The 17,844-nt window shown below is 66.4% G+C and carries 21 protein-coding genes; 10 read left to right on the top strand and 11 right to left on the bottom strand.

The annotated features are described in order from the left end of the window. Positions 1-109 precede the first annotated feature (109 nt). The 5 genes from VF992_09245 to VF992_09225 all read right to left on the bottom strand — a co-directional run bounded on the left by VF992_09245 (position 110) and on the right by VF992_09225 (position 4,526). Positions 110-1,309, bottom strand: a complete 1,200-nt coding sequence (locus VF992_09245; protein ID HEX9341331.1) for a dimethylsulfoniopropionate demethylase — start codon at positions 1,307-1,309, stop codon at positions 110-112. Positions 1,310-1,407: 98 nt separating this feature from the next. After that, positions 1,408-3,069 (bottom strand): hypothetical protein, encoded by a 1,662-nt coding sequence (locus VF992_09240; GenBank protein ID HEX9341330.1) that lies wholly within the window; start codon positions 3,067-3,069, stop codon positions 1,408-1,410. Between the two features lie 59 nt (positions 3,070-3,128). Further along, the gene (locus VF992_09235) at positions 3,129-3,644 is read right to left on the bottom strand and encodes an MOSC domain-containing protein (protein ID HEX9341329.1); all 516 of its coding nucleotides are present in this window, start codon (positions 3,642-3,644) and stop codon (positions 3,129-3,131) included. Beyond that, positions 3,641-4,039, bottom strand: a complete 399-nt coding sequence (locus VF992_09230; GenBank protein HEX9341328.1) for a RidA family protein — start codon at positions 4,037-4,039, stop codon at positions 3,641-3,643. The genes VF992_09235 and VF992_09230 overlap by 4 nt, the downstream gene beginning before the upstream one ends. 46 nt (positions 4,040-4,085) lie before the next feature. Further along, positions 4,086-4,526, bottom strand: a complete 441-nt coding sequence (locus VF992_09225) for a hypothetical protein (GenBank protein ID HEX9341327.1) — start codon at positions 4,524-4,526, stop codon at positions 4,086-4,088. Positions 4,527-4,677: 151 nt separating this feature from the next. Here VF992_09225 and VF992_09220 point away from each other — a divergent pair, with 151 nt between their 5' ends. Next, on the top strand, positions 4,678-5,394 hold the full coding sequence (locus VF992_09220) for a pirin family protein (GenBank protein ID HEX9341326.1): 717 nt from the start codon (positions 4,678-4,680) through the stop codon (positions 5,392-5,394). 10 nt (positions 5,395-5,404) lie between these two features. Further along, complete coding sequence (locus VF992_09215; GenBank protein ID HEX9341325.1) at positions 5,405-6,067, top strand: sulfurtransferase TusA family protein; 663 nt, start codon at positions 5,405-5,407, stop codon at positions 6,065-6,067. Between the two features lie 108 nt (positions 6,068-6,175). Here the strand turns inward: VF992_09215 and VF992_09210 are convergent, their stop codons facing one another. Continuing rightward, positions 6,176-7,201 carry a zinc-binding dehydrogenase gene (locus VF992_09210; GenBank protein HEX9341324.1) on the bottom strand — a complete coding sequence of 342 codons (1,026 nt, stop codon included), beginning with the start codon at positions 7,199-7,201 and terminating at the stop codon, positions 6,176-6,178. Between the two features lie 255 nt (positions 7,202-7,456). Between VF992_09210 and VF992_09205 the strand changes: the two genes are divergently transcribed. Continuing rightward, a complete protein-coding gene (locus VF992_09205) occupies positions 7,457-8,587 on the top strand; it encodes a cupredoxin domain-containing protein (GenBank protein HEX9341323.1) in 1,131 nt (376 codons plus the stop codon). A 124-nt stretch (positions 8,588-8,711) separates the two neighbouring features. On the opposite strand, the gene VF992_09200 is transcribed toward VF992_09205, so the two are convergent. Then, positions 8,712-9,002, bottom strand: coding sequence for a GYD domain-containing protein (locus VF992_09200; GenBank protein HEX9341322.1), 291 nt, complete (start codon positions 9,000-9,002; stop codon positions 8,712-8,714). A 62-nt stretch (positions 9,003-9,064) separates the two neighbouring features. Continuing rightward, complete coding sequence (locus VF992_09195) at positions 9,065-9,436, bottom strand: VOC family protein (protein HEX9341321.1); 372 nt, start codon at positions 9,434-9,436, stop codon at positions 9,065-9,067. 116 nt (positions 9,437-9,552) lie between these two features. On the opposite strand from VF992_09195, the gene VF992_09190 reads away from it, so the two are divergent. Together VF992_09190 and VF992_09185 are read left to right on the top strand one after the other, a co-directional pair. After that, positions 9,553-11,436 (top strand): sialidase family protein, encoded by a 1,884-nt coding sequence (locus VF992_09190; protein HEX9341320.1) that lies wholly within the window; start codon positions 9,553-9,555, stop codon positions 11,434-11,436. A 171-nt stretch (positions 11,437-11,607) separates the two neighbouring features. Beyond that, complete coding sequence (locus VF992_09185; GenBank protein HEX9341319.1) at positions 11,608-12,279, top strand: alpha/beta family hydrolase; 672 nt, start codon at positions 11,608-11,610, stop codon at positions 12,277-12,279. 32 nt (positions 12,280-12,311) lie between these two features. Here VF992_09185 and VF992_09180 read toward each other — a convergent pair whose 3' ends face one another. After that, positions 12,312-12,734 carry an OsmC family protein gene (locus tag VF992_09180; protein ID HEX9341318.1) on the bottom strand — a complete coding sequence of 141 codons (423 nt, stop codon included), beginning with the start codon at positions 12,732-12,734 and terminating at the stop codon, positions 12,312-12,314. Between the two features lie 116 nt (positions 12,735-12,850). Continuing rightward, positions 12,851-12,982, bottom strand: coding sequence for a hypothetical protein (locus VF992_09175; protein ID HEX9341317.1), 132 nt, complete (start codon positions 12,980-12,982; stop codon positions 12,851-12,853). Positions 12,983-13,132: 150 nt separating this feature from the next. Between VF992_09175 and VF992_09170 the strand changes: the two genes are divergently transcribed. The 3 genes from VF992_09170 (at position 13,133) to VF992_09160 (ending at position 15,165) form a co-directional block, all read left to right on the top strand. Continuing rightward, positions 13,133-13,612 carry a hypothetical protein gene (locus tag VF992_09170; protein ID HEX9341316.1) on the top strand — a complete coding sequence of 160 codons (480 nt, stop codon included), beginning with the start codon at positions 13,133-13,135 and terminating at the stop codon, positions 13,610-13,612. A 201-nt stretch (positions 13,613-13,813) separates the two neighbouring features. After that, the gene (locus VF992_09165; GenBank protein ID HEX9341315.1) at positions 13,814-14,443 is read left to right on the top strand and encodes an SDR family oxidoreductase; all 630 of its coding nucleotides are present in this window, start codon (positions 13,814-13,816) and stop codon (positions 14,441-14,443) included. A 101-nt stretch (positions 14,444-14,544) separates the two neighbouring features. After that, positions 14,545-15,165 (top strand): hypothetical protein, encoded by a 621-nt coding sequence (locus tag VF992_09160; protein HEX9341314.1) that lies wholly within the window; start codon positions 14,545-14,547, stop codon positions 15,163-15,165. Between the two features lie 515 nt (positions 15,166-15,680). Here the strand turns inward: VF992_09160 and VF992_09155 are convergent. Then, the gene (locus VF992_09155) at positions 15,681-16,745 is read right to left on the bottom strand and encodes a hypothetical protein (GenBank protein HEX9341313.1); all 1,065 of its coding nucleotides are present in this window, start codon (positions 16,743-16,745) and stop codon (positions 15,681-15,683) included. A gap of 209 nt (positions 16,746-16,954) precedes the next feature. Between VF992_09155 and VF992_09150 the strand changes: the two genes are divergently transcribed. Both VF992_09150 and VF992_09145 read left to right on the top strand, forming a co-directional pair. Continuing rightward, a complete protein-coding gene (locus tag VF992_09150; GenBank protein ID HEX9341312.1) occupies positions 16,955-17,197 on the top strand; it encodes an AbrB/MazE/SpoVT family DNA-binding domain-containing protein in 243 nt (80 codons plus the stop codon). Continuing rightward, on the top strand, positions 17,197-17,604 hold the full coding sequence (locus VF992_09145; protein HEX9341311.1) for a type II toxin-antitoxin system VapC family toxin: 408 nt from the start codon (positions 17,197-17,199) through the stop codon (positions 17,602-17,604). Before VF992_09150 ends, VF992_09145 begins: the two co-directional genes overlap by 1 nt. Positions 17,605-17,844 lie beyond the last annotated feature (240 nt).

Raw genomic sequence — 17,844 nt, 5'->3', positions numbered from 1 at the left:
CTCCCTCCGATTACCGGTTTGCGGTGCGGAACGCGCCACCCTCTTGAACGCGACGGTCTACCGGGGGCTGCCGCTGACCCTGCAGACGCAGAACAAGTAGGATGCGCGCCTAGCCTTTCGGGATTTCTTTCCCCGGGTCGATGAACGGCTTCTTCACGACCGTGGCGGGCCGCGGTCCGTCAGGGTGTTCCACGGTGAGTTCCATCCCAAGGTCTGCGTGCGTGATCGGTAGCATCGCGTATCCAATGTTCTTCTTGAGCCGAGGGGAGTGAATCGCGGAGGTCACGCGGCCAACGGGGCGGCCTCCCGCCGTCACGGTCCACTTCGTCATGTTGAATTCGATCGGCTTTCCGTCGATCTCGATTCCAATGAGCCTCCACTTCGGGCCTTCGTCCTTGATTCGCTGGAGGGCCTCCTTGCCGATGAAGTCGCTCGACTTGTCGAGGTCCACGAGCCGGCCGAGGTCGACCTCATAGGGGTTGTTCTCGATCGTCATGTCGGCGCCGTAGTTCAGGATGCCCGCCTCGATCCGGCGGATGTCCGAGGGACCCGTGGGCCGAAGGTTGTACTGCTTTCCGGCCTTCACGACCGCGTCCCAGAGGTCCCCGCCCCGGGATCCGTCGAGGAGGTACAGCTCATAGCCAACCTCCCCGGTCCAGCCGGTACGCGTGACGACGAGCGGGATTCCGTCGAGGTCCGCCCGCGTAAAGAAGTAGTACGGGAGGGAAGTGACCTTCTCCCCGAACAGATCCGTCATGAGTGCCTTCGACTTTGGACCTTGGACCTGAAGGGGCGACGCGTCCGGCTCCGTGATCTTGACGTCCATTCCGGAGTGGTAGGCGACACCCTTGGCCCAGAGGAGGATGTCGCTGTCCGCCAAGGCAATCCAGAATCGGTTCTCCTCGAGGCGCAGGAGCACGGGGTCGTTCAGGATGCCCCCGTCCTCGTCCGTGATGAGGACGTACTTCCCTTGGCCGACCTTGCAGTTCCGCATGTCCCGGGGCGTGAGGAGTTGCATGAAGGCGAAGGCGTCGGGACCGCTGATCTCCACGTTGCGCTCCACGGCAACGTCCCAGAGGGCGACGTGCTTCAGGAGGTGCCAGTACTCCTTCACGGGGTCGTCGAAGTAGCTCGGCAGGAACGTGTGGTTGTAGACCGTATACGACTTGCAGCCCGCTTCGAGTGTCTTGTCGAAGAACGGGGACCGCCGCAGGCGTGCGCCGCGCTGGATGAGCGCCATGTCGTAGAGCTTCCGTTTCCGCGCGGCCGTCTTGGTCGCCCTCCTACGTGCCGATTTCCGCTTGGCCATCGTCGAGTCTCCGAATCCCCGAGGCGGGGAAGCGCGCGGCTATCGGAGCGGTGCCCATAAAGAATTCCATCCAAGCACGTCATGGCCATTGGAGCGGTTCAGGCCGCGCGAACCCACGCCTCGAGTTTCTCCTCGAACACGGACTTCGGCGGCCAGCCGAGCGAGCTCGCGTACGCGTTGAAGTCCCGGAGCGTCTTGCCGCGGCTCAGGGCGTCCTGCTGCAACGCCCGAATCCGCTCCCCGATGATCGCGTACGTCGACGCGTACCCTGGCCCGATCACCTGGTGGGCGGGGAAGAGTTGGTAGTAGACTGTCGCCCGCTCGAGGCCCGTCGTCCGGTGCGCCCACTCGACGAACCCCACGAGGTCTTGCTTTCCCGAGTTGATGCGCGCGTCGCCGATCACCCGCAGGAACCGCACCATCCGCCAGAGCTGTGTGAGGAACTCGTACTCGCGGCTCGCGGCGGTGATCCCGCCCCACGGCTCGAGCGCCTCCGCGAACGCGTCCTCGGCCTCGCCCGACAGCTTGCCCGCGGCGATCTCCTGGAGGACCGGCAGGAATTCCAACTCCCTCTGGAAGGCGATGCCTTCTGAGACGCAGACGAACGTCGAGTTGATGATGTCGAGGGCGCGCGGCGTCGCGGCGAACGCGTGCGCCGAGTTGGATCCGTGCACGCAGTGGCCGTACTCCTCGTGGACGAGCAGGTTCAGGAGCTCCCCCGGCGGCGGTCTCGCGGCGCTCCGCTCGTCGGTCGTCGCGAGGAAGATCTCCTTCGAATGGTCGGTGAGGGCGTCGACCTCGAATGCGGCTCCGGAGGGGGTGACGTTCACCATGTACGGCGGCGTCTCGATGATCTCCGTCGTGTAGGCCGGGTTAATCGCCACGACGTGCCGGTGTGCGACGCGCATCGCGGGCTCTCGGACCTGTCTCAGGAACGGGAGGACCTGATCGGGTCGCAGGCCGCGCCGCACCCTCAGCTTCTCGTTCACCGCCTCCGCGGTCGGCTTGCAGCGGAGTTCACTCGCGGACCGGCGGATGAGCGACTTGAAGTGAGGCAGCTCCCGCCGCAGCATCCGGAGGCCCGCGGCCTCCACCTGCGCCGGCGTCTCGTTGTAGTCCCAGAGGTCCCGCAGCGCGCGCCCGTACGACCGCGATCGGCCGAGCTCCGCCCCGGTCTTCCGGAACAACGCGTACGTCTCGTCGAACGTCGCCTCGGGTCGGAAGCCCCGGAGATCGAACGCCTTGGCGTATCGAGCGTTCGCGGCCTTGAGTGCCTTCACGGCGGTCCGGGCGCTCGGCTCGCGGAGTTCCGCATCGATGGTCTCGAGGATCTGCGAGAGACCGTTGCAGGCGAGCTGCACGAGCGCCCGCATCCCGGCCGGAGTGCGTCCCCGCAGCTGGGCCCGCCGCGCGTCGAGCGCCTTGCGCCCGTCGTTCGCGAGGCCGCGAATGTGCTCCGGCCTCACGCCCTCCTTGACCATGTAGCCGAACAGGGACTCGACGAGCGCTTCCGGTAGGAGCGCAGGCTCGCGCAGTTCGATCCGGGCGCGGAACGAGGCGAGGAGCTTCCGTTCCGTCGGGTCGTCCGTGGCCCTCTGGATCCGTGCGATCCGATCGAGCATGCGTCGGACCCTCGAGGGCGTCGGGACGAAGAACCGGCCCGCGCACGACTCGACCCCTTGGATGAACGCCTCGTCGGGCCGGAGTTCCGTCCACAGGTCGAACACCGCGCGCTCCGTCTCGGTCTGCGGCTCCTGCATGGCATGGCAGAGGGCGCGTCGGGACAATAAGGATGCGGTTGTCCCACGATTCGGTTCGTTCAGTGGTCGGCGGCGCCGGAGAGTCCGAAGCCCACCGGCGCGCCCTCCAGCGGCTCGATCGGATCCCCGACGCGGATGTCGCCCTCCGAGAGGATCTGCGCGCGGAGCCCGCCGCGGTGCACCAGCCCTCCGAGGACGCCCCGTCGCGTCAGGCCCTCCAGATGGGAGCACGGTTCGCAGAGTCGCACGCCGCGCAGCCGAACCCCGCCCACCCGAAACTCGCGACCGACCAGGTGGTTCAACGCGACCCCGCGCGTCACGACGTTCCGCCGCGCGTCTCCGGTGGCGATCCGCACCTCGTTGTCGCGGGCCATCGCCTCGATCGCCTCGAGCTCGATGAGAGTGACCTCGCGGCCGGGGCCCGGCTGGTTCGAGTAGGTGCCTGCGGCTATGAAATAGCGGTCCCCTTCCAGGCCTCGCCCCGGGACCGCGCGGACCGTCCGGAGGGAGCGCATCTCGGCCTCCGCCTGCGGGGCGACGTGGATCGAGACGACTTCGCCGGTCCCGCGACTCACGCCGGTGCCTCCGGGATCACGGCGTCGGCCTCGATCTCGACGAGCAGCTCGGGCGCGACGAGTCGGCTCACCTGGACGAGCGTCAGGGCGGGCCGGACGTCCCCGAAGAACTCCGCGTGCGCCTTGCCGACCCGCTCCCAGTCGTCCATGTTCGTCACGAAGATGCGCGTCCGGACGACGTGCTCCAACCGCGCGCCTGCCTTCTCCAGGGCCGCCTCGATCTTGCGGAGGACGTACGCCGCCTGGCCGTACGCGTCTCCCGGGGCGACGACCCGGCCGTTCGCGTCCGTCGCGGTCGTCCCGGACACGAAGACCCACGGCCCCACTCGGACGGCCCGCGAGTACCCGACGATCGGCTCCCATTTCGCCCCGGAGGCGATGTTCCGCCGCTCCATGATGCCCGTACGGGACCATGGTCCGTCCGCGGGATAAGGTCTCTGCCTACGGCCGGACGTCCGCGGGACGCCCTCTCCGGAATCGCGTCGTCGCCCGCCCCGCCCGGGGGCCGAGGAAGTTCCCCAACTCCGCCGCCGCGTCCTCGGCGACCTTCGTCGCGTCCTCCCAGCTGCCGAGGTCCCGCCACCGGCGCTCCTCGAACGTCTGCACGGTCCGGAGGAGGTCGGCCCGCAACGCCTCCGACGCTTGTCCGTCGTAGACCGCGACGGCGATCGTGAATTCGCCGCGGACCGCGACGATCGCGAGGTTCTCGTACCGCATCGCCGTCGCGGCGTATCCGCGGGGCCCGGAGACGCTCGTCTCCACGAAGTCCCCGACGACGGACAGGAGGCTCTCGAGCTGCTCCGCCTCGATCGGGAGGGTGCGGCCGGCCGCGAGCGCGACGAGGGGCTCTCCAGTCCGGTAAAACAGGTAGACGGCCGTCACGCGCTCTCCTCCTTCGGCTGGCGGGGGATGGTGACGCGCCATACGATCCGGTCCCGTACGCGGTCGGCGGGCGCTAAAGCGTTTCGGTCGATTGTTCCGGTGGCGGGGCCGCCAAACCTTCAAAGTCATCCGCCGCCTTCGAATCGTCCCCATGATCACGGTCCGGAGCCCCGAGTCGATCTTCCAGACGGACGTGCCCATCGATGGAGGCTCGGCCCACGGCCGTTGGCACTTCTCGTTCGATCGGTACTTCGACCCGGAGTGGGTACGGTTCGGCACGTTGCGGGTCTTCAACGACGACACGCTCACGCCGGGCGCCGTCTGGCCGTTGCATCCGCACCGCGAAATCGAGGTCGTCACATACTGCGCGGCCGGCGAGTTCCGGCACGCGGACGAGAATGGCGAGGGCGGGGTACTGAAGGAGGGATGGGCGCAGCACACGACCGTCGGGCGCGGGATGTGGCACAGCGAGATCAACAATCGGAAGGACCTCCCAATGCGTTTCATCCAGATGTGGTACGTTCCGTCGACCCCGGGCCTCGAGCCGTCCGTAGAACAGAAGGTGGTCCGGAAGGCGGACCGCACGAATCGGTTGCTCTCGCTCGTCTCGAACGACGACCGGAACGCGCTGACGATCCTGTCAGATGCGCGCGTGTTCTCCTCGTTCCTGGAGGCGGACCGGACGGTCTCGCATCCGCTCGAGGATCACCGGGGTGCATACCTCTACGTCTTGAGCGGCGGCCCGGTCCGCGTGAACGGAAAGGCCGTTCCAGCGCTCGGCGCGGCGAGGGTCGTGGGCGAACCGGCCGTGAGCGTTCGCGCCGACTCGGATGCGGAACTCCTCCTTGCAGATGTCTTCCTTCGCTGAGGGACCTCCGGTGGAGATCGAGCACTGCGATTTCCCGGACGACCTCCTGTACGAACGGGACGGCCTCACTTGGGCCCGCCTCTTGGACTCGGGCGATGTCGCCGTGGGCATCACGAGCATTTACGTCGCCGTCGCAGGCCTGATTACGCGAATCAGGGCGAAGCCGCTCGACCTCGAGTATCCGGCTGGCGCGGCGATCGGGCTCGTCGAGAGCGCGAAGTACTTCGGCCCGATTCGGGCGCCGGTCGGCGGGATCTTGAAGGAAGTCAACGGAGCGGTCCTCGCGAAGCCGCGGACGATCGTCGACGCGCCGTACGGTGACGGATGGTTTGCGCGCCTCCATCCGACGAATCGGGCGGACCGGAGTGCGTTGGAGGCGACGCGGGACGCGCGGGACACACTCGCGAAGAACATCAAGGCGTTGCGGGTTCGGTGCTTCGCTGCATTCCCGGATCACGAGATGTTCGAGATCGGTGTCGAGTGCTCCGCGGTTCTCGTGAAGCTGAACGAACTGCTCGCGCAGATTCCGATCGGCGAGGTCGTCCACCTCGTGACGGACGATCCGACAGCGCCGATTGAAATGGTGCGGTGGTCAGACCAGACGAGCCAGCCGGTGATCGACGAGCGAAAGGAGGGGAACTTGTTCCACTTCCTCGTCCGGAGAGCGCGTTGATCCGATCCGCGAAGCCGCGGGGAGCCCCGATGTGCGTGATCTCCGCGTGTGGCACGTGATGTATGGACGAGCGCACGTCGGCGATTGGGCCTCCGGGGGAGGCGGGACCTAGTCCGGGTCCGTTGGCCCGGGGAAGAGGACCGCGCGGCCAACGATCCGCTCGTTTCGGAGGTCCTTGAGGACGCCCTCGGCGCTCGCCAGCGGCTCCTTCCGAGTCACGACGGGCGTGAGCCGCTTCGCCTCCGCGAGCGCGATCACCCGCGCGAGGTCCGCCATCGTGGACGAATAGACGCCGAGGTACGACTTGCCGCCATTGACGAGGTCGTTCGCCCGCACCGTCGTCGTTTCGTCCCCAGGAGCCACGGCGACGAATCGTCCGCCGAATCCCAGCAGCGAGCGACCGAGGTCGAAGGTGCTCCTCTTTCCGACGAAGTCCACGACGACGTCGGCCCCGGCCTCGTTCACGAGTCCTCGGACCGCCTTGGCCGCCTCTGCGGGAGCCACCGCTTCGTCGGCGCCGGAATCCAGGGCCGCCTTGCGCGCCTCCTCCCGTGTGTCGACTGCGACGACTTTCGCCCCCTGTACTTTCGCGATCTGCACGGCGGACAGCCCCACGCCCCCCGCGCCGATGATGACGACGAGGTCGTCTTCGTCCGCCTCGCCCTGGGTCACGACGGCACGGTGTGCGGTGGCCCCGCTACAGCCGAGCGGCGCGGCGACGGCCGGGGGCACGTTGGGAGGAAGCGGCAGGACGGTGGATTGCTTCGCGACGACGAACTCGGCGTACCCGCCGGGTTGATCGAAACCGAGCATGTGCCCTTCCTCGCAGAGGTTCGTGCGCTTGCGCCGGCACTGTCGGCACCGGCCGCATGGCTGTCCGAAGTGGACGACGACGCGGTCGCCGACGTTCGCCGAGTACACGTCGCCGCCGACCTTCGTAATCCGACCGACGATCTCGTGGCCCGGGACGATCGGCGGGCGGTCGCCCGATTTCATCCCGTCGAGGAGGTGCAGGTCCGTATGACATACGCCCGCGGCGAGGACTTGGAGCAAGACGTCCTCCGGTCCCGGTTGCGGATTCGGGACCTGCACGAGCTTTATGGCTCCGCCCGGCTCGAACCGGATCGCACGCACGCCTCTCCCAAGGTGGGCCCGGCACAAAACGGTTTGGCCGACTCCGAAGAGTCGATGTCGGGGTTTGTCCCCGCCGCGGCCGGACCGAAATGTACTTGACGGATTGTGGGCTCCCGCGCGAAGAGGGGTTCGTCGATGGCCGGGGGAAGGGAGACTTGGAAATCCGGCTCAGCGGAGCCCGATGGTGGTTCGACGATGGAAGCGAATGAGACCGAGGGTAGAACGACGCGGCCTGCGCCGTGGACGTTCAATCGCATGATCATCGTGCTGGCTTTCGTCGATTTGGTCATCGCCTTGTCCGTCTCGACCGGCTTTTCGCTGGGCGGTTTTGCCTTCGTTGGCCTGTTCCTCATCCCTGCGGTCATCTTCACCGTCATCTTGTTGTGGCGGCCGAAGCCGTGGGTCCATCTGGCCGCGGGCATCGCGATTTCCTACCTCTTCGTCGTCTTCATCCCGTTCACCATCCCGGCCCTGGCGAACCCCGCAGATCCGTATGCGTACGGCGGCACCGTTTTGGGCCTACTCTCGATCGCCTGGTCCCTCCCCGCGGGCGTCCTCGCTTTCATGCAAGCGCGCAAAGGGAGGCCGCAGCTCTCGGCCCGCGAGGGCTGGCACAGCCGGCAGGGCATCTACTCGGTCGGCGTCGCCCTCCTGGCGATCGGCGCGGCCCTCACGAGCGTCGCCGCCTACAACTATGCCGCCAGCAAGTCCGCGGGGGGCGCCTACGACTTCCTGCCTCAGGCGTCGGTGACGGTCACCGCCGAAAACTTCGCGTTCTCCCCGGCTAATTTCACGGTCGCGCGGCAGACGCTCACCGAGATCGTCGTGGTGAACAAGGATTCGGCGTTTCACACCTTCACGTACGTCGTTGGAGGAACGCAGTACAGCCACGATCTCCTGCCGGGCAGCACGACCCGGTTCCTCGTGTTCTTCGATTCCGCGGGTGTGATCCCGTTTTGGTGTATCCCGCATCAGTCTTCCGGAATGGTTGGCACGATCACGGTACCCCCGCCACCCGTGAGCAGACCCCAGGTGACGTTCAGTGGCGTGGACCTGAGTGCAAGTCCAGGAAACGCGACGTTCGCGGTCGCGGGCGTCACGCAGGCGGTCGGCCCAGCGAACTACAAGGTGAACCTGCAGATCGGCACCAGCGCGGGAACGGCCGTTGCGATGCCGACGACGGGCGGGAATTACGTCAGCGTCACCGTCGGTAGCACCGTCTACCGGATCTACTGGACGGACATCGGTGGTGGGAACACCATCAATGAAGGCGACCAGTTCCGGGTGTCGGGCAACAACGTCGCCCTGACGTCGGGTAGCTACACGTTCTACCTGCTCTGGAGCGACGGCAGCGTGATCCAGACAAGAACGTGGAGCATCGCGTAGGCGGCCCCCGGGCTCAGTCGAGCCAGAGAAGCGGATCGTCCGAAGAGCTAGGCAGTCTCTACGGCTTCAAGCCAGGCAACGCGCTTGCTGCAGCAAGCGACGGTTCCGTCCGCCCCCGAGAAGCCTATTGTAGTTTCGAGAGGACCTTCGTGGCCTCGGCGACGGTCCAGGCCTTCAGCGTCTTCGTCCGCACGTTCCCAATCTTGCCGATCTCGAGGAGCAGCTGCATCGCGACATCATCGCTCGGCGCCTCCGTAACGGCCACGACGTCGTACTCGCCCATCGTGTAGAAGATATCCATCTTCGCGCCGAGCTTGCTCGCGAGGGCGTTCACCGCGTCCACCCGCTTCGGCGACTCTTTCACCGTCCGGACTCCCTGCTCCGTCCAATTCACGAGGCTGATGTAATGGGGCATCGAAACTCCTCCGTACCACCCAACAAGCGAGGCCTATTTAATGCGCGCGGCGGCCGTCGCGCTCAGGTCCGCGCCTGATACAGCTCGAGCCAGATTCCGTTCGGATCTTTGACGAAAGCGACGACGTACTTCGGCCGCACTTCGACCGGACGCGCGAGCGTCGCGCCCGCGCTCAGGAGGCGGCGCGTATCCTGCTCGACGTCCTCGCACTCGAAGGCGAGGTGGTCCATCTCGCTCCCCTCCCGGTACGTTGCGTTCGGATACCAGTTGAGCTCGAGCACGTGTTCCGATCCTTTGCTCTTCAGGGCCGCGACCTCCCCGCCGGTCGCCTCGATCTTGCTCCGGCCGACGTACTCCATCCCGAGGACGTCGCGATAGAACGCGATCGACTCGTCCAGGTCCCTGACCTCGATGCCCGTGTAGGTGTACCTCACGGCGGAGCCTCGGGAGGCCATCGACGGGGCTCGCTTGAAGGTTCGCCCGGAAGCGTCCGGCCGCGACAGGGTTAAGGACCCCTCGCCGATACGGGGCGCAGCCGTGGGGGAAGGGGATGAGATACTCCGTTCCGATCGTGTTCCTCGTCGTGGGCTTCGCCCTGATGGCCGTTGGGACTCCCGTGTCCGCCGCGCCGCCGGGTTCGTCCTCGCCGACGTTCGACATCACTACGTTGGCGGGCAAGATGGCGTCGATCCGCGCGACCGAGGGCTTGTATCTCCGTGCATCGGCGTTCCTTGAGGAGGAAGCGGACGCGAGTGACGCGATTGCCGCTCCGAGTCCATTGGCGCCGCCGATCACGCCCACGTACGTCCTCTCGAGTCCGCTCGACGGGACGTCGGTGGCGGCCCCGGCGGTCACCGTGAACGTCGACGCGGCGGGGGCGCCGCAGAATGAGCCGGCGATCGCGGTCGACCCGAACAATCCCATGCGCATCGTCGTCGGGTCCAACGACTACGTGTCCCGCACATGGACGTGCACCGTGGCCGGGACCCCGTGCAGCGAGCTGGGCGACGCGTATTCCGGGACGTACTACTCGAACGACGGCGGGGCAACCTGGTGCTGCACGTCGAGCGACCCGTCGCACCTCGGCACGATCATCCCCGGCGTGGAGCGCCTGACCGGAGGACCGTACGATGCCGGCGGCGATCCCTCGCTCGCGTTTGACAGCCAGGGTCACGTCTACTTCGCCGGGTTGGGATTCGACCGGACCGCTCCGCCGAACACGATCGCGGTGAACAAGGGGACGTTCGACGGCAGCGGCGCCCTCAGTTGGGGGCCGCCCACGTTCATCGGCCAGACGACCGCGCCCGCGATCCTCAACGACAAGGAGTGGATCGGCGTGGACACGCATGCCGGGAGTCCGTTCCTGGACCGCGTCTACGTGAGCTGGACGCGGTTCCTCTTCAATCCGCACAACGGCCGATACGTCCAGGGCCCGATCATGTTCGCGTTCTCCAGCGACGGGGGCTCGACGTTCAGCGATCCGCAGCTCATCGTCGGCGACGTCCTGTACGACCAGGGGTCGCGGGTGGTGGTCGGAGCGGACGGCACCGTGTACGTCTTCTGGGAGGGCTCCACCCGCTTGGCGACATTCAACGGCATCTGGATGGTGAAGTCCGGGGATGGCGGCGTCACCTGGAGCAGTCCCGTCGAGGTGGCTCCCCTCGCCGACATCATCCCGCCCTCCAACACCGCGTTCCGAGTGAACAGCTTCCCGGCGGCCGACATCGCGCCGGACGGGACGCTGTACGCCGCCTGGTCCTCCGAGGTGAAGAACGACGCGACGACGTACGGCGCCGACCGGGTCTGCGCGTTCTTCCTCGCCGGAAGGCCGTCCGTCTACGCGAACTGCCATTCGTCCGCGGTGTGGAGCCAGTCGACCGACGGCGGCGCCACCTGGAGCACGCCCGTGCCGATCCTCTCGGCGCTCGATGGATTGACCCGCACGGCGATCGGCTACCCGGTCACGAACCCCGACGGGAGCACGCTCGACGCGCCCGCGGCGCGCCGCGTCGACTCGTTCTGGCCCGCCGTCGGCGTCTCGCCGTCCGGCAAGGTGTACATGTCCGCGTACGCGGCCGATGTGGTCTCGCCGTGGCAGACGTGCAAGACCCCCGCGACCCCGACCGCGGTCGGTCGGATCAACTGTCTCGAGCTCGGGAACTACGTGCACAACGCCCGCCTGGACTATGTCGTGACCGATCTGACGACGGACGTCACGCAGACCGTGACCACGAATCCGATCAACTCGCGCCACGGATTCGGCGGCGGGTTCATCGGGGACTACACGAGCCTGGCGGTCGGCTCCGACAACGCGTTCCACGCCGTCTGGACGGACACGAACAACCGGCAGTCGGTGACGTGGTGGTTCGGGTTCGAGTTCGTTCCCACGACGATCAGCCAACAGGACATCGTCACCGCCTCCGGGAGCTTCTAAGCACCCGGCCTAGAGACCGATCTCTGCTGGTGGGCGTGGCCTACTGCCATCCATCGGGGAGAAGCCCGCTCGGATGCGCTCGCCCCCGTACCGAGCGGTCCCCCGTGTGCGGTCTCTCCGTCCGGCTTCAATCCGCGTAGGTTGATGCGATTCGTTGCGTATCTTCGTGCCGTGGCGGGAATCGAGGAGGTCCCTGTGCGGTTCCTCTCCGCCGAGGGGTCGGGCGAGGTCCGCGGCGTCGTCCATCGAGGCGGCGGGGCACGCCTCGGAGGACTCGTGGTGACGCACGGCCGGTCGGGCGACATGAAGGGTCCATCGTTGATTCGAATCGCACGCGCCGCGTCGGATGCCGGCCTCCTCGCGTTGCGGATGAATTTCCGCTACGTGGACGAGGGCATGATGGCGTCCAGGGACTTGTCACGCGAGGAGGGGGATCTTCGTGGCGCGGTCCGTTTCCTGCGCGGCGAGCTGCCCGCCGCACCGATTTTCACCGCGGGGGCGTCGATGGGCGCGCGGGTGTGCGCCCGAGCGTCGAGCGATCCCGACGTCTCCGGCGTGATCGCGCTCGGCTATCCGCTGCACCCCCGGTTCCGTCCGGAGCTCCGCAACCCGCCGGAGTGGCCCATGCTCCTCAAGCCTGCGTTGTTCGTGCAGGGCGACCGGGATCCGTTCTGCGACCTCGCGCGCCTCCGTGAAGACATGACGAGATTGCCGGCGCCGCATGAGCTCGTCGTGATCCCGAACGCGGGCCACTCGTTCGAGCCACGCGGGGCGAAGCGGGACGCCTTCCCCGAGGTCTGGGACGCCGTCCTCCGGTGGATCACGGCCCGGCTCGCGGGATGAGGAACGGGGCGACGCTTGAGCCGCACGGGATTTCAGACGAGCTTCGCGCTCATCGTGATGTCCGCCCTCAACAGGCGGGAGATGGGACACCCTTTCTCTGCGGCCATCGCGGCGGCCTGGAACTTCGCGGAGTCCGCCCCCGCGACCTTTGCGGTCACATCGAGGTGGCTGGACTTGACCGTCCAGCCCGCGTCGGTCTTGTCGAAGTTCACGGTCGCCTTCGTCTCGATTCGCTCCGGCTTGTACCCGAGCTTCTCGAGTTCGCCCGAGAGGGCCATCGAAAAGCAGCCCGCGTGCGCGGCGGCGACGAGCTCCTCGGGATTCGTCCCCGGCGTGTCTCCGAAGCGCATCGCGAAGCTGTACGGGACGGCCTTCAAGGCGCCGCTCGTGGTCGACACCGTGCCCTTCCCATCCTTCAGGCCCCCGATCCATTGCGCACTCGCCTTTCGGTCCATCGGATCACCGGAAGGAGGAATCGCATACGACTCTTAACGTTGCGCACGCCTGCCGCGAGAGATTCATCCGAGCAGCGTCGAGGCCGCCAGGCGGGGACCCGCGGGGTCTCAATTCTTCAGGGATGCTGTACGATGTATTCTCGGATGGCCGCCTTGGCAAGGGCGTAGAGGCTCATCTTCTTGCGCTTACAATAGGTGGCGACTTCCTTGAACTCCTGCTTGCCAAAGACGGTGATCACTCGATGCAAAAGGAACCCGCCTCGCCCCGGAATTGCGGTGAGGTAAATAAGTTTCATAGTGTATATCATGTACAGGATAGACGGTCTCCACCAAGGGCATAGACACTATTAAATATGGCCTACTACTCTTCCCGGTGCTAGAAGGGAAGGGACTTGTCTATGTACTCGCCGAAGGATTTCGACAGGGTTATCCAATCTAAGCATGCGGCGCGGACCGCGGAGCTCGAACTGCAGTTCCTCGAGCTTCAGGAGAGAGTCGATCGAGCCGATGGGTTCATCGTGGAGAACGACGCGGAACGTCTGTCAAATGAGGACCGGCCTTTCGATCCCTACGACGCGTACGACGTGTTCGAATTCGCCCGGGATCTCGCTGGGAGGGAACTCTCCACGCCTGTGTTATCGAAATTGGCGTATGGACGGTTCCCCGACATGTCGGGCGGGGGCCGCGAGCGGATGATGGAGTACCTCATCGAGAACGGCTGTGTGGAGGCGACTCGACGGACCCAATTGGGACGTCCCACGTCGTACCGTTTCGCTCCGCCGAAGGATGGGGGCGCGATGTCGGGACGAAAGGTGTTCGGAGTGCCCATTAACGAATTATCCGGATTCAAAGCCGAGGACCTCGAGCGGCCCGTGTAGTGGCCCTGAGGCCGCAACGGCGAGCTCGAGGAGTCGGACGGCCGAGCCCAGAGGGGGGAGGTCCGCTCGGGCTACGCCTTGGAGTCTTCACGGGTTCGAGAGGCCGCACGGCGCTCCATGACCGGACGCTCGTAAGCGGGTCCGCAATCGCCGCAGGCTCTTGAGCCGGCCTGTCCCATTAAGCCTCCGGAAGTCAAGATCGTGAAGATCGTCCTCTTCGGGGCCTCGGGTCGGACCGGCTGCATCCTGGCGGAGCGAGCCATCCGGGCAGGCCACGATGTCACCGCCTTCGCGCGGGATCCGGCCCGCGTGACCGTGGTGGACGACCGGTTGCGGGTACAGCGTGGCGACGTGCTTGACCCGGCCTCCGTCGATGGAGCGGTCGCAGGACGCGATGCCGTCTTGAGCGTCCTCGGGACGGCCGCCCACAAGCCGCCCCCGGTCCTTTCGCAGGGCGTGCGCCACATCCTCGACGCCATGGAGACACATCGGGTGAAGCGGATCGTGGTCTTGTCCGCGGCCGGCGCGCTCCGGGAGCCTGCGGGATTCCTCGTCGGCAACCTGGGCATCCGTTTCTTTCGACTGGCCTTGCGAAGCGTGTACGAGGAGCACCGCAAGATGCTCGAGGAGATTCGGCGGCGGAGCTTGGATTGGATCGTCGTGCGGGCGCCCCTCCTCGCGAAAGGGCCCGCGAAAGGCCGCTACCGAGTGGCCGTCGAAGGGATTCCGCGATGGGGCTTCCGCATCACACGCGCGGACGTCGCCGACTTCATGATGGGCCAGCTGACGGCCGACGAGTTCGTGCGCGAGATGCCGGCGATTGCGTACTGAACGCTGCGTCGTGAGAGAAGTGCGCTTAACCGCCTTTGGACGCGATCCAGATCCAGGGTCTTCCCGAAGGGTTGAAAGCCTGCGAGGACGTGGGTCTCGCGATGGCCCGCGAACCGTACTTCGACCTCGTCGAGGGGGTCCACCGGATGGCGAACCCCCGCCCGAAGGTTCAGCGGACGCTCCTCGAGGCGTACGCCGATGTCGTCGACGCGCTCCGGCGGGCGCGCATCCGGATTGTCCTGCATGGCGCATTCGCGATGGCCGCGTACGGATATGAGCGGGCGACGCGGGATGTGGATTTCCTCGTCCCCTTGGGACCGCAGACGGTCCGGGCCGTCTACAAGGTGATGGACGGTCTCGGGGGCCTCCCGGCACATCCGGGGCCGCGGACCGCGGACCTGGCCATCCGAAAGGACGCTCGTCACGTCTCGTTCAACCTCGCAGGCTGGCTGATCGACTTCTTCTTCGACGCGGACTTCGATGCGTTGTCCGCGCGCGCGGTGCGCCGGCGGTTCGGCAATCGTGTCATCGATGTGATCTCGGCACGGGACCTCACCGAGCGGAAGGCCGGTCGTGGGACCCTGCAAGACCTCGCGGACATCGAGCGGCTCCGAAGCGCCGACGCCGTCGAGCGATTCCGCTCCGTGAAAGGGAAGAAGCGGCGAAAGCGCGCGGACTGGAAATCCGTCCTCGATGACGAGTACAAGGTCCCCGGTCGATAGTGTACGAGGCCGCGAGCTGTTTTCCTGCCGACACCTCATGCCCGACGGGATACTTCCGCCGGGATGGCGGTGCCGTGCCGCTATCGCGGAACCTTGAACAGGGTATTGCAAGTCGCGTCTTGCCCCTTCCTGCGCCCTCGCGGGCTGCGATCGGTCGGTCTACCAACTGTCCCTGAAGCGGCGCTCGGGCGCGGTCGGTGACCTCAAGTGGAGGATGATCCACCAGGGGACAACGCGGAAGCTGGGACGCGGAATCGCCTTTCCACAGTCAGGGCATCTCCCACGGCCGATTAGCACCCGCAACCCGAGCCGAATGTCTCTTCCGCACCCCTCACAAAATATCGGGGGTCGCGAGTGTTCTTCCACAATTTCGGATGCGTTCGACACAGCCGTCGTGACCCTTCATACGGCGAAGCTACAAAACACCGTCGCTCGCGGAATCCGACTCTGGCGCGGTTGCCCCTCCGATTCGTGGTTTTCGGGCCTCGGAGCGAGGCCGGCTGGAGCCCGAAGCGTCAGCCGACAGGGGACGCTCCCCGCGACATCCCTCGGAAGTACGGGTACGACAGGGCGAGGGGGATGACGTTCAAGACGAGGAGTGCGGTGAACGGCACGCCCGGCGCATCCCAGAGCGCTCCGACGGAGACCGCGCTCGGATCGCCGATGCCCGCTTCGTACGAGGGGATCGAGGCCACGATGAGGCCCGCCCAGTACGCCACGGACGCCACGAGGAGGCCGTCGAACGCCCAGCGCCGAGAGCCCCGGAAGCCCTTGACCGCGACGGCGGCGGCGAGGATGCCCGTCCCCATCATCCGCGCGCACATGTTGTCCATCTGCAGGACGATCCAGAGGGACAGCCCGGGACTCGAAGCGGCGATCGTGTCCCACGGGACCCCGCTGAGGGCCGCATCGGACGTCATGTACGTCGGCGGCGCACCGGACAGCGAGAGGTGGTCCGTTAAGGGGACGAAGATTGCGAAGAGGATGTTGAGTCCGCCCACCACGACCGCGAGCGAGATCCAGCTGAAGCTCCACCGCTTCGAGCGTTTCGTGGGGAGCGGGGTGGACGGAGCGGGCGCGTTCCTCAGATCGAGTCCGGGGAGGACTAAGCCGACGACCAGAAAGGCGGCCACGAGCACGATGCCCGGCACGCCGATCGAGATTCCGGAGATCCCGAGGAGACCTCGGCCGAGGAACGGCGCGGCCGTGCCGACCAGGTATCCGGAGGAGACGAGGAACGAGGCCAGGAGGCTGAGCCACGCCCACCGTTCCCCGGAGCGGAAGGCGGTCATCGCCACGAGGGCCGTCAGGAATCCGTAGGCGGCCATCATCGTCGCGGTCGTGTCGTAGAAGAGGCTCAGCCAGAGGGGGAAATTCGGGCCCATCCCCTGGATCTGTGCCCACGACACGCCCGTGAATTGCTCATCGGTTGTCGTGTAGAGCAGGAGCTGCGGCGAGAGGATGTGGTTGACGACCGCGACGGAAACGCCGAGCGCCGCGACGCCGATCCCCCACACGGCCATCGCTCGCCAGCCGATGCGCAGGAACCGACCCGATGCGTCCTTCGGCGACGCGATCATACGCCCTCGCTGTCTCGAGGCATGCGGTTCGTTCTCTTAAGCGCTACCTGAATTCTCGGGCACCGAGCCTATCGTGGTCCATCGCGGGTCGCTCATGGCTCCCCGAGCGGGCAAGAGGCGATGACCTCTCAGCCAGGGGCATGCGATCTCCGGCCGAGCCGTCGGGAGGAGAGGGTATTTGTAGTAGGAATTCCTACTTCTGGGTAGGAATGAAGCGCAAGCTCGGGCCGAAGGGCCAGGTTGTGATCCCGAAGGACATCCGTGAGAGGCTCAGCCTCACGGAGGGCGCGATCCTCAACTTCGAGGTCGAGGACGACACGATCGTGGTGAGACCGGAGCCGAGCCCTCAGGAGTTCGTCGCGCGCTTCCTTTCCGTCAAAGGGAAGAAGCTCCGGAAGCGGGTGAATTGGAAATCGGTCCTCGATGACGAGTACAAGGACTCGGGCCGTTGATGTACGCGGATGCGGGGCTCTTTCTTGTGCCCGTCCTCCATACAGAGCGCATCCCCCCGGTCCCGGCGGCGGCACGATTCCTCGAATCCCTTGCGAGCGGGGCCCGAAAAGTATCCACGGCGACCCTGACGTGGGACGAGGTCGTCTACGTCGTGCGTCGTCTGCTCGGGCCCGAAGATTCGATTGCGAAGGGGGCGGAGCTGCTGGTGTTCCCGAATCTCACCTGGCTCCGCGTGGACCTCGCCGTGTTGCGCCGCGCAGCGGACCTCTACCGATCGTTGCCGATGCGCCCGAGGGATTCAATCCACGCCGCGGCTGCGCTGGAAGCGGGGGAAAGGGAGATTCTCTCTGAGGACCGGGTGTTCGACCGGGTTTCGGGGCTCCTCCGGGTCTGGCCGCCGCCGTAGGTTCCGTAGCTTGGAAGTCGTTTCACTTCTCGATCGGCGTGCGAGCGAGGTTCCCCCCACTCCGTCCACGAGCCGTCATAGTTCCGGACGTCCGGGTAGCCCAGGAGGTACTTCAGGACGAACCACGGGTGCGACGACCGTTCCCCGATCCGGCAACAGGCGATGACCTCCTTTGTCCGGGGTCACGCCTTTCGGCGCGGATAGCGCCTTCAGCTCGTCCAATCCCGGGCCACCTCAGGT

The organism is Thermoplasmata archaeon, assembly GCA_036395115.1.
Lineage (GTDB): Archaea > Thermoplasmatota > Thermoplasmata > RBG-16-68-12 > RBG-16-68-12 > RBG-16-68-12.
This window is presented reverse-complemented; position numbering and strand designations above follow the sequence as displayed.

What these genes read in the sequence shown, in the direction of transcription:
- VF992_09230 (HEX9341328.1), bottom strand. Translation starts at nt 4,039, where the DNA reads ATGGAGCGGCGGAACATCGCCTCCGGGGCGAAATGGGAGCCGATCGTC.
- VF992_09190 (HEX9341320.1), top strand. Translation starts at nt 9,553, where the DNA reads ATGAGATACTCCGTTCCGATCGTGTTCCTCGTCGTGGGCTTCGCCCTG.
- VF992_09240 (HEX9341330.1), bottom strand. Translation starts at nt 3,069, where the DNA reads ATGCAGGAGCCGCAGACCGAGACGGAGCGCGCGGTGTTCGACCTGTGG.
- VF992_09200 (HEX9341322.1), bottom strand. Translation starts at nt 9,002, where the DNA reads ATGCCCCATTACATCAGCCTCGTGAATTGGACGGAGCAGGGAGTCCGG.
- VF992_09145 (HEX9341311.1), top strand. Translation starts at nt 17,197, where the DNA reads ATGTACGCGGATGCGGGGCTCTTTCTTGTGCCCGTCCTCCATACAGAG.
- VF992_09170 (HEX9341316.1), top strand. Translation starts at nt 13,133, where the DNA reads ATGTACTCGCCGAAGGATTTCGACAGGGTTATCCAATCTAAGCATGCG.
- VF992_09160 (HEX9341314.1), top strand. Translation starts at nt 14,545, where the DNA reads ATGGCCCGCGAACCGTACTTCGACCTCGTCGAGGGGGTCCACCGGATG.
- VF992_09150 (HEX9341312.1), top strand. Translation starts at nt 16,955, where the DNA reads ATGAAGCGCAAGCTCGGGCCGAAGGGCCAGGTTGTGATCCCGAAGGAC.
- VF992_09220 (HEX9341326.1), top strand. Translation starts at nt 4,678, where the DNA reads ATGATCACGGTCCGGAGCCCCGAGTCGATCTTCCAGACGGACGTGCCC.
- VF992_09245 (HEX9341331.1), bottom strand. Translation starts at nt 1,309, where the DNA reads ATGGCCAAGCGGAAATCGGCACGTAGGAGGGCGACCAAGACGGCCGCG.
- VF992_09180 (HEX9341318.1), bottom strand. Translation starts at nt 12,734, where the DNA reads ATGGACCGAAAGGCGAGTGCGCAATGGATCGGGGGCCTGAAGGATGGG.
- VF992_09155 (HEX9341313.1), bottom strand. Translation starts at nt 16,745, where the DNA reads ATGATCGCGTCGCCGAAGGACGCATCGGGTCGGTTCCTGCGCATCGGC.
- VF992_09205 (HEX9341323.1), top strand. Translation starts at nt 7,457, where the DNA reads ATGATCATCGTGCTGGCTTTCGTCGATTTGGTCATCGCCTTGTCCGTC.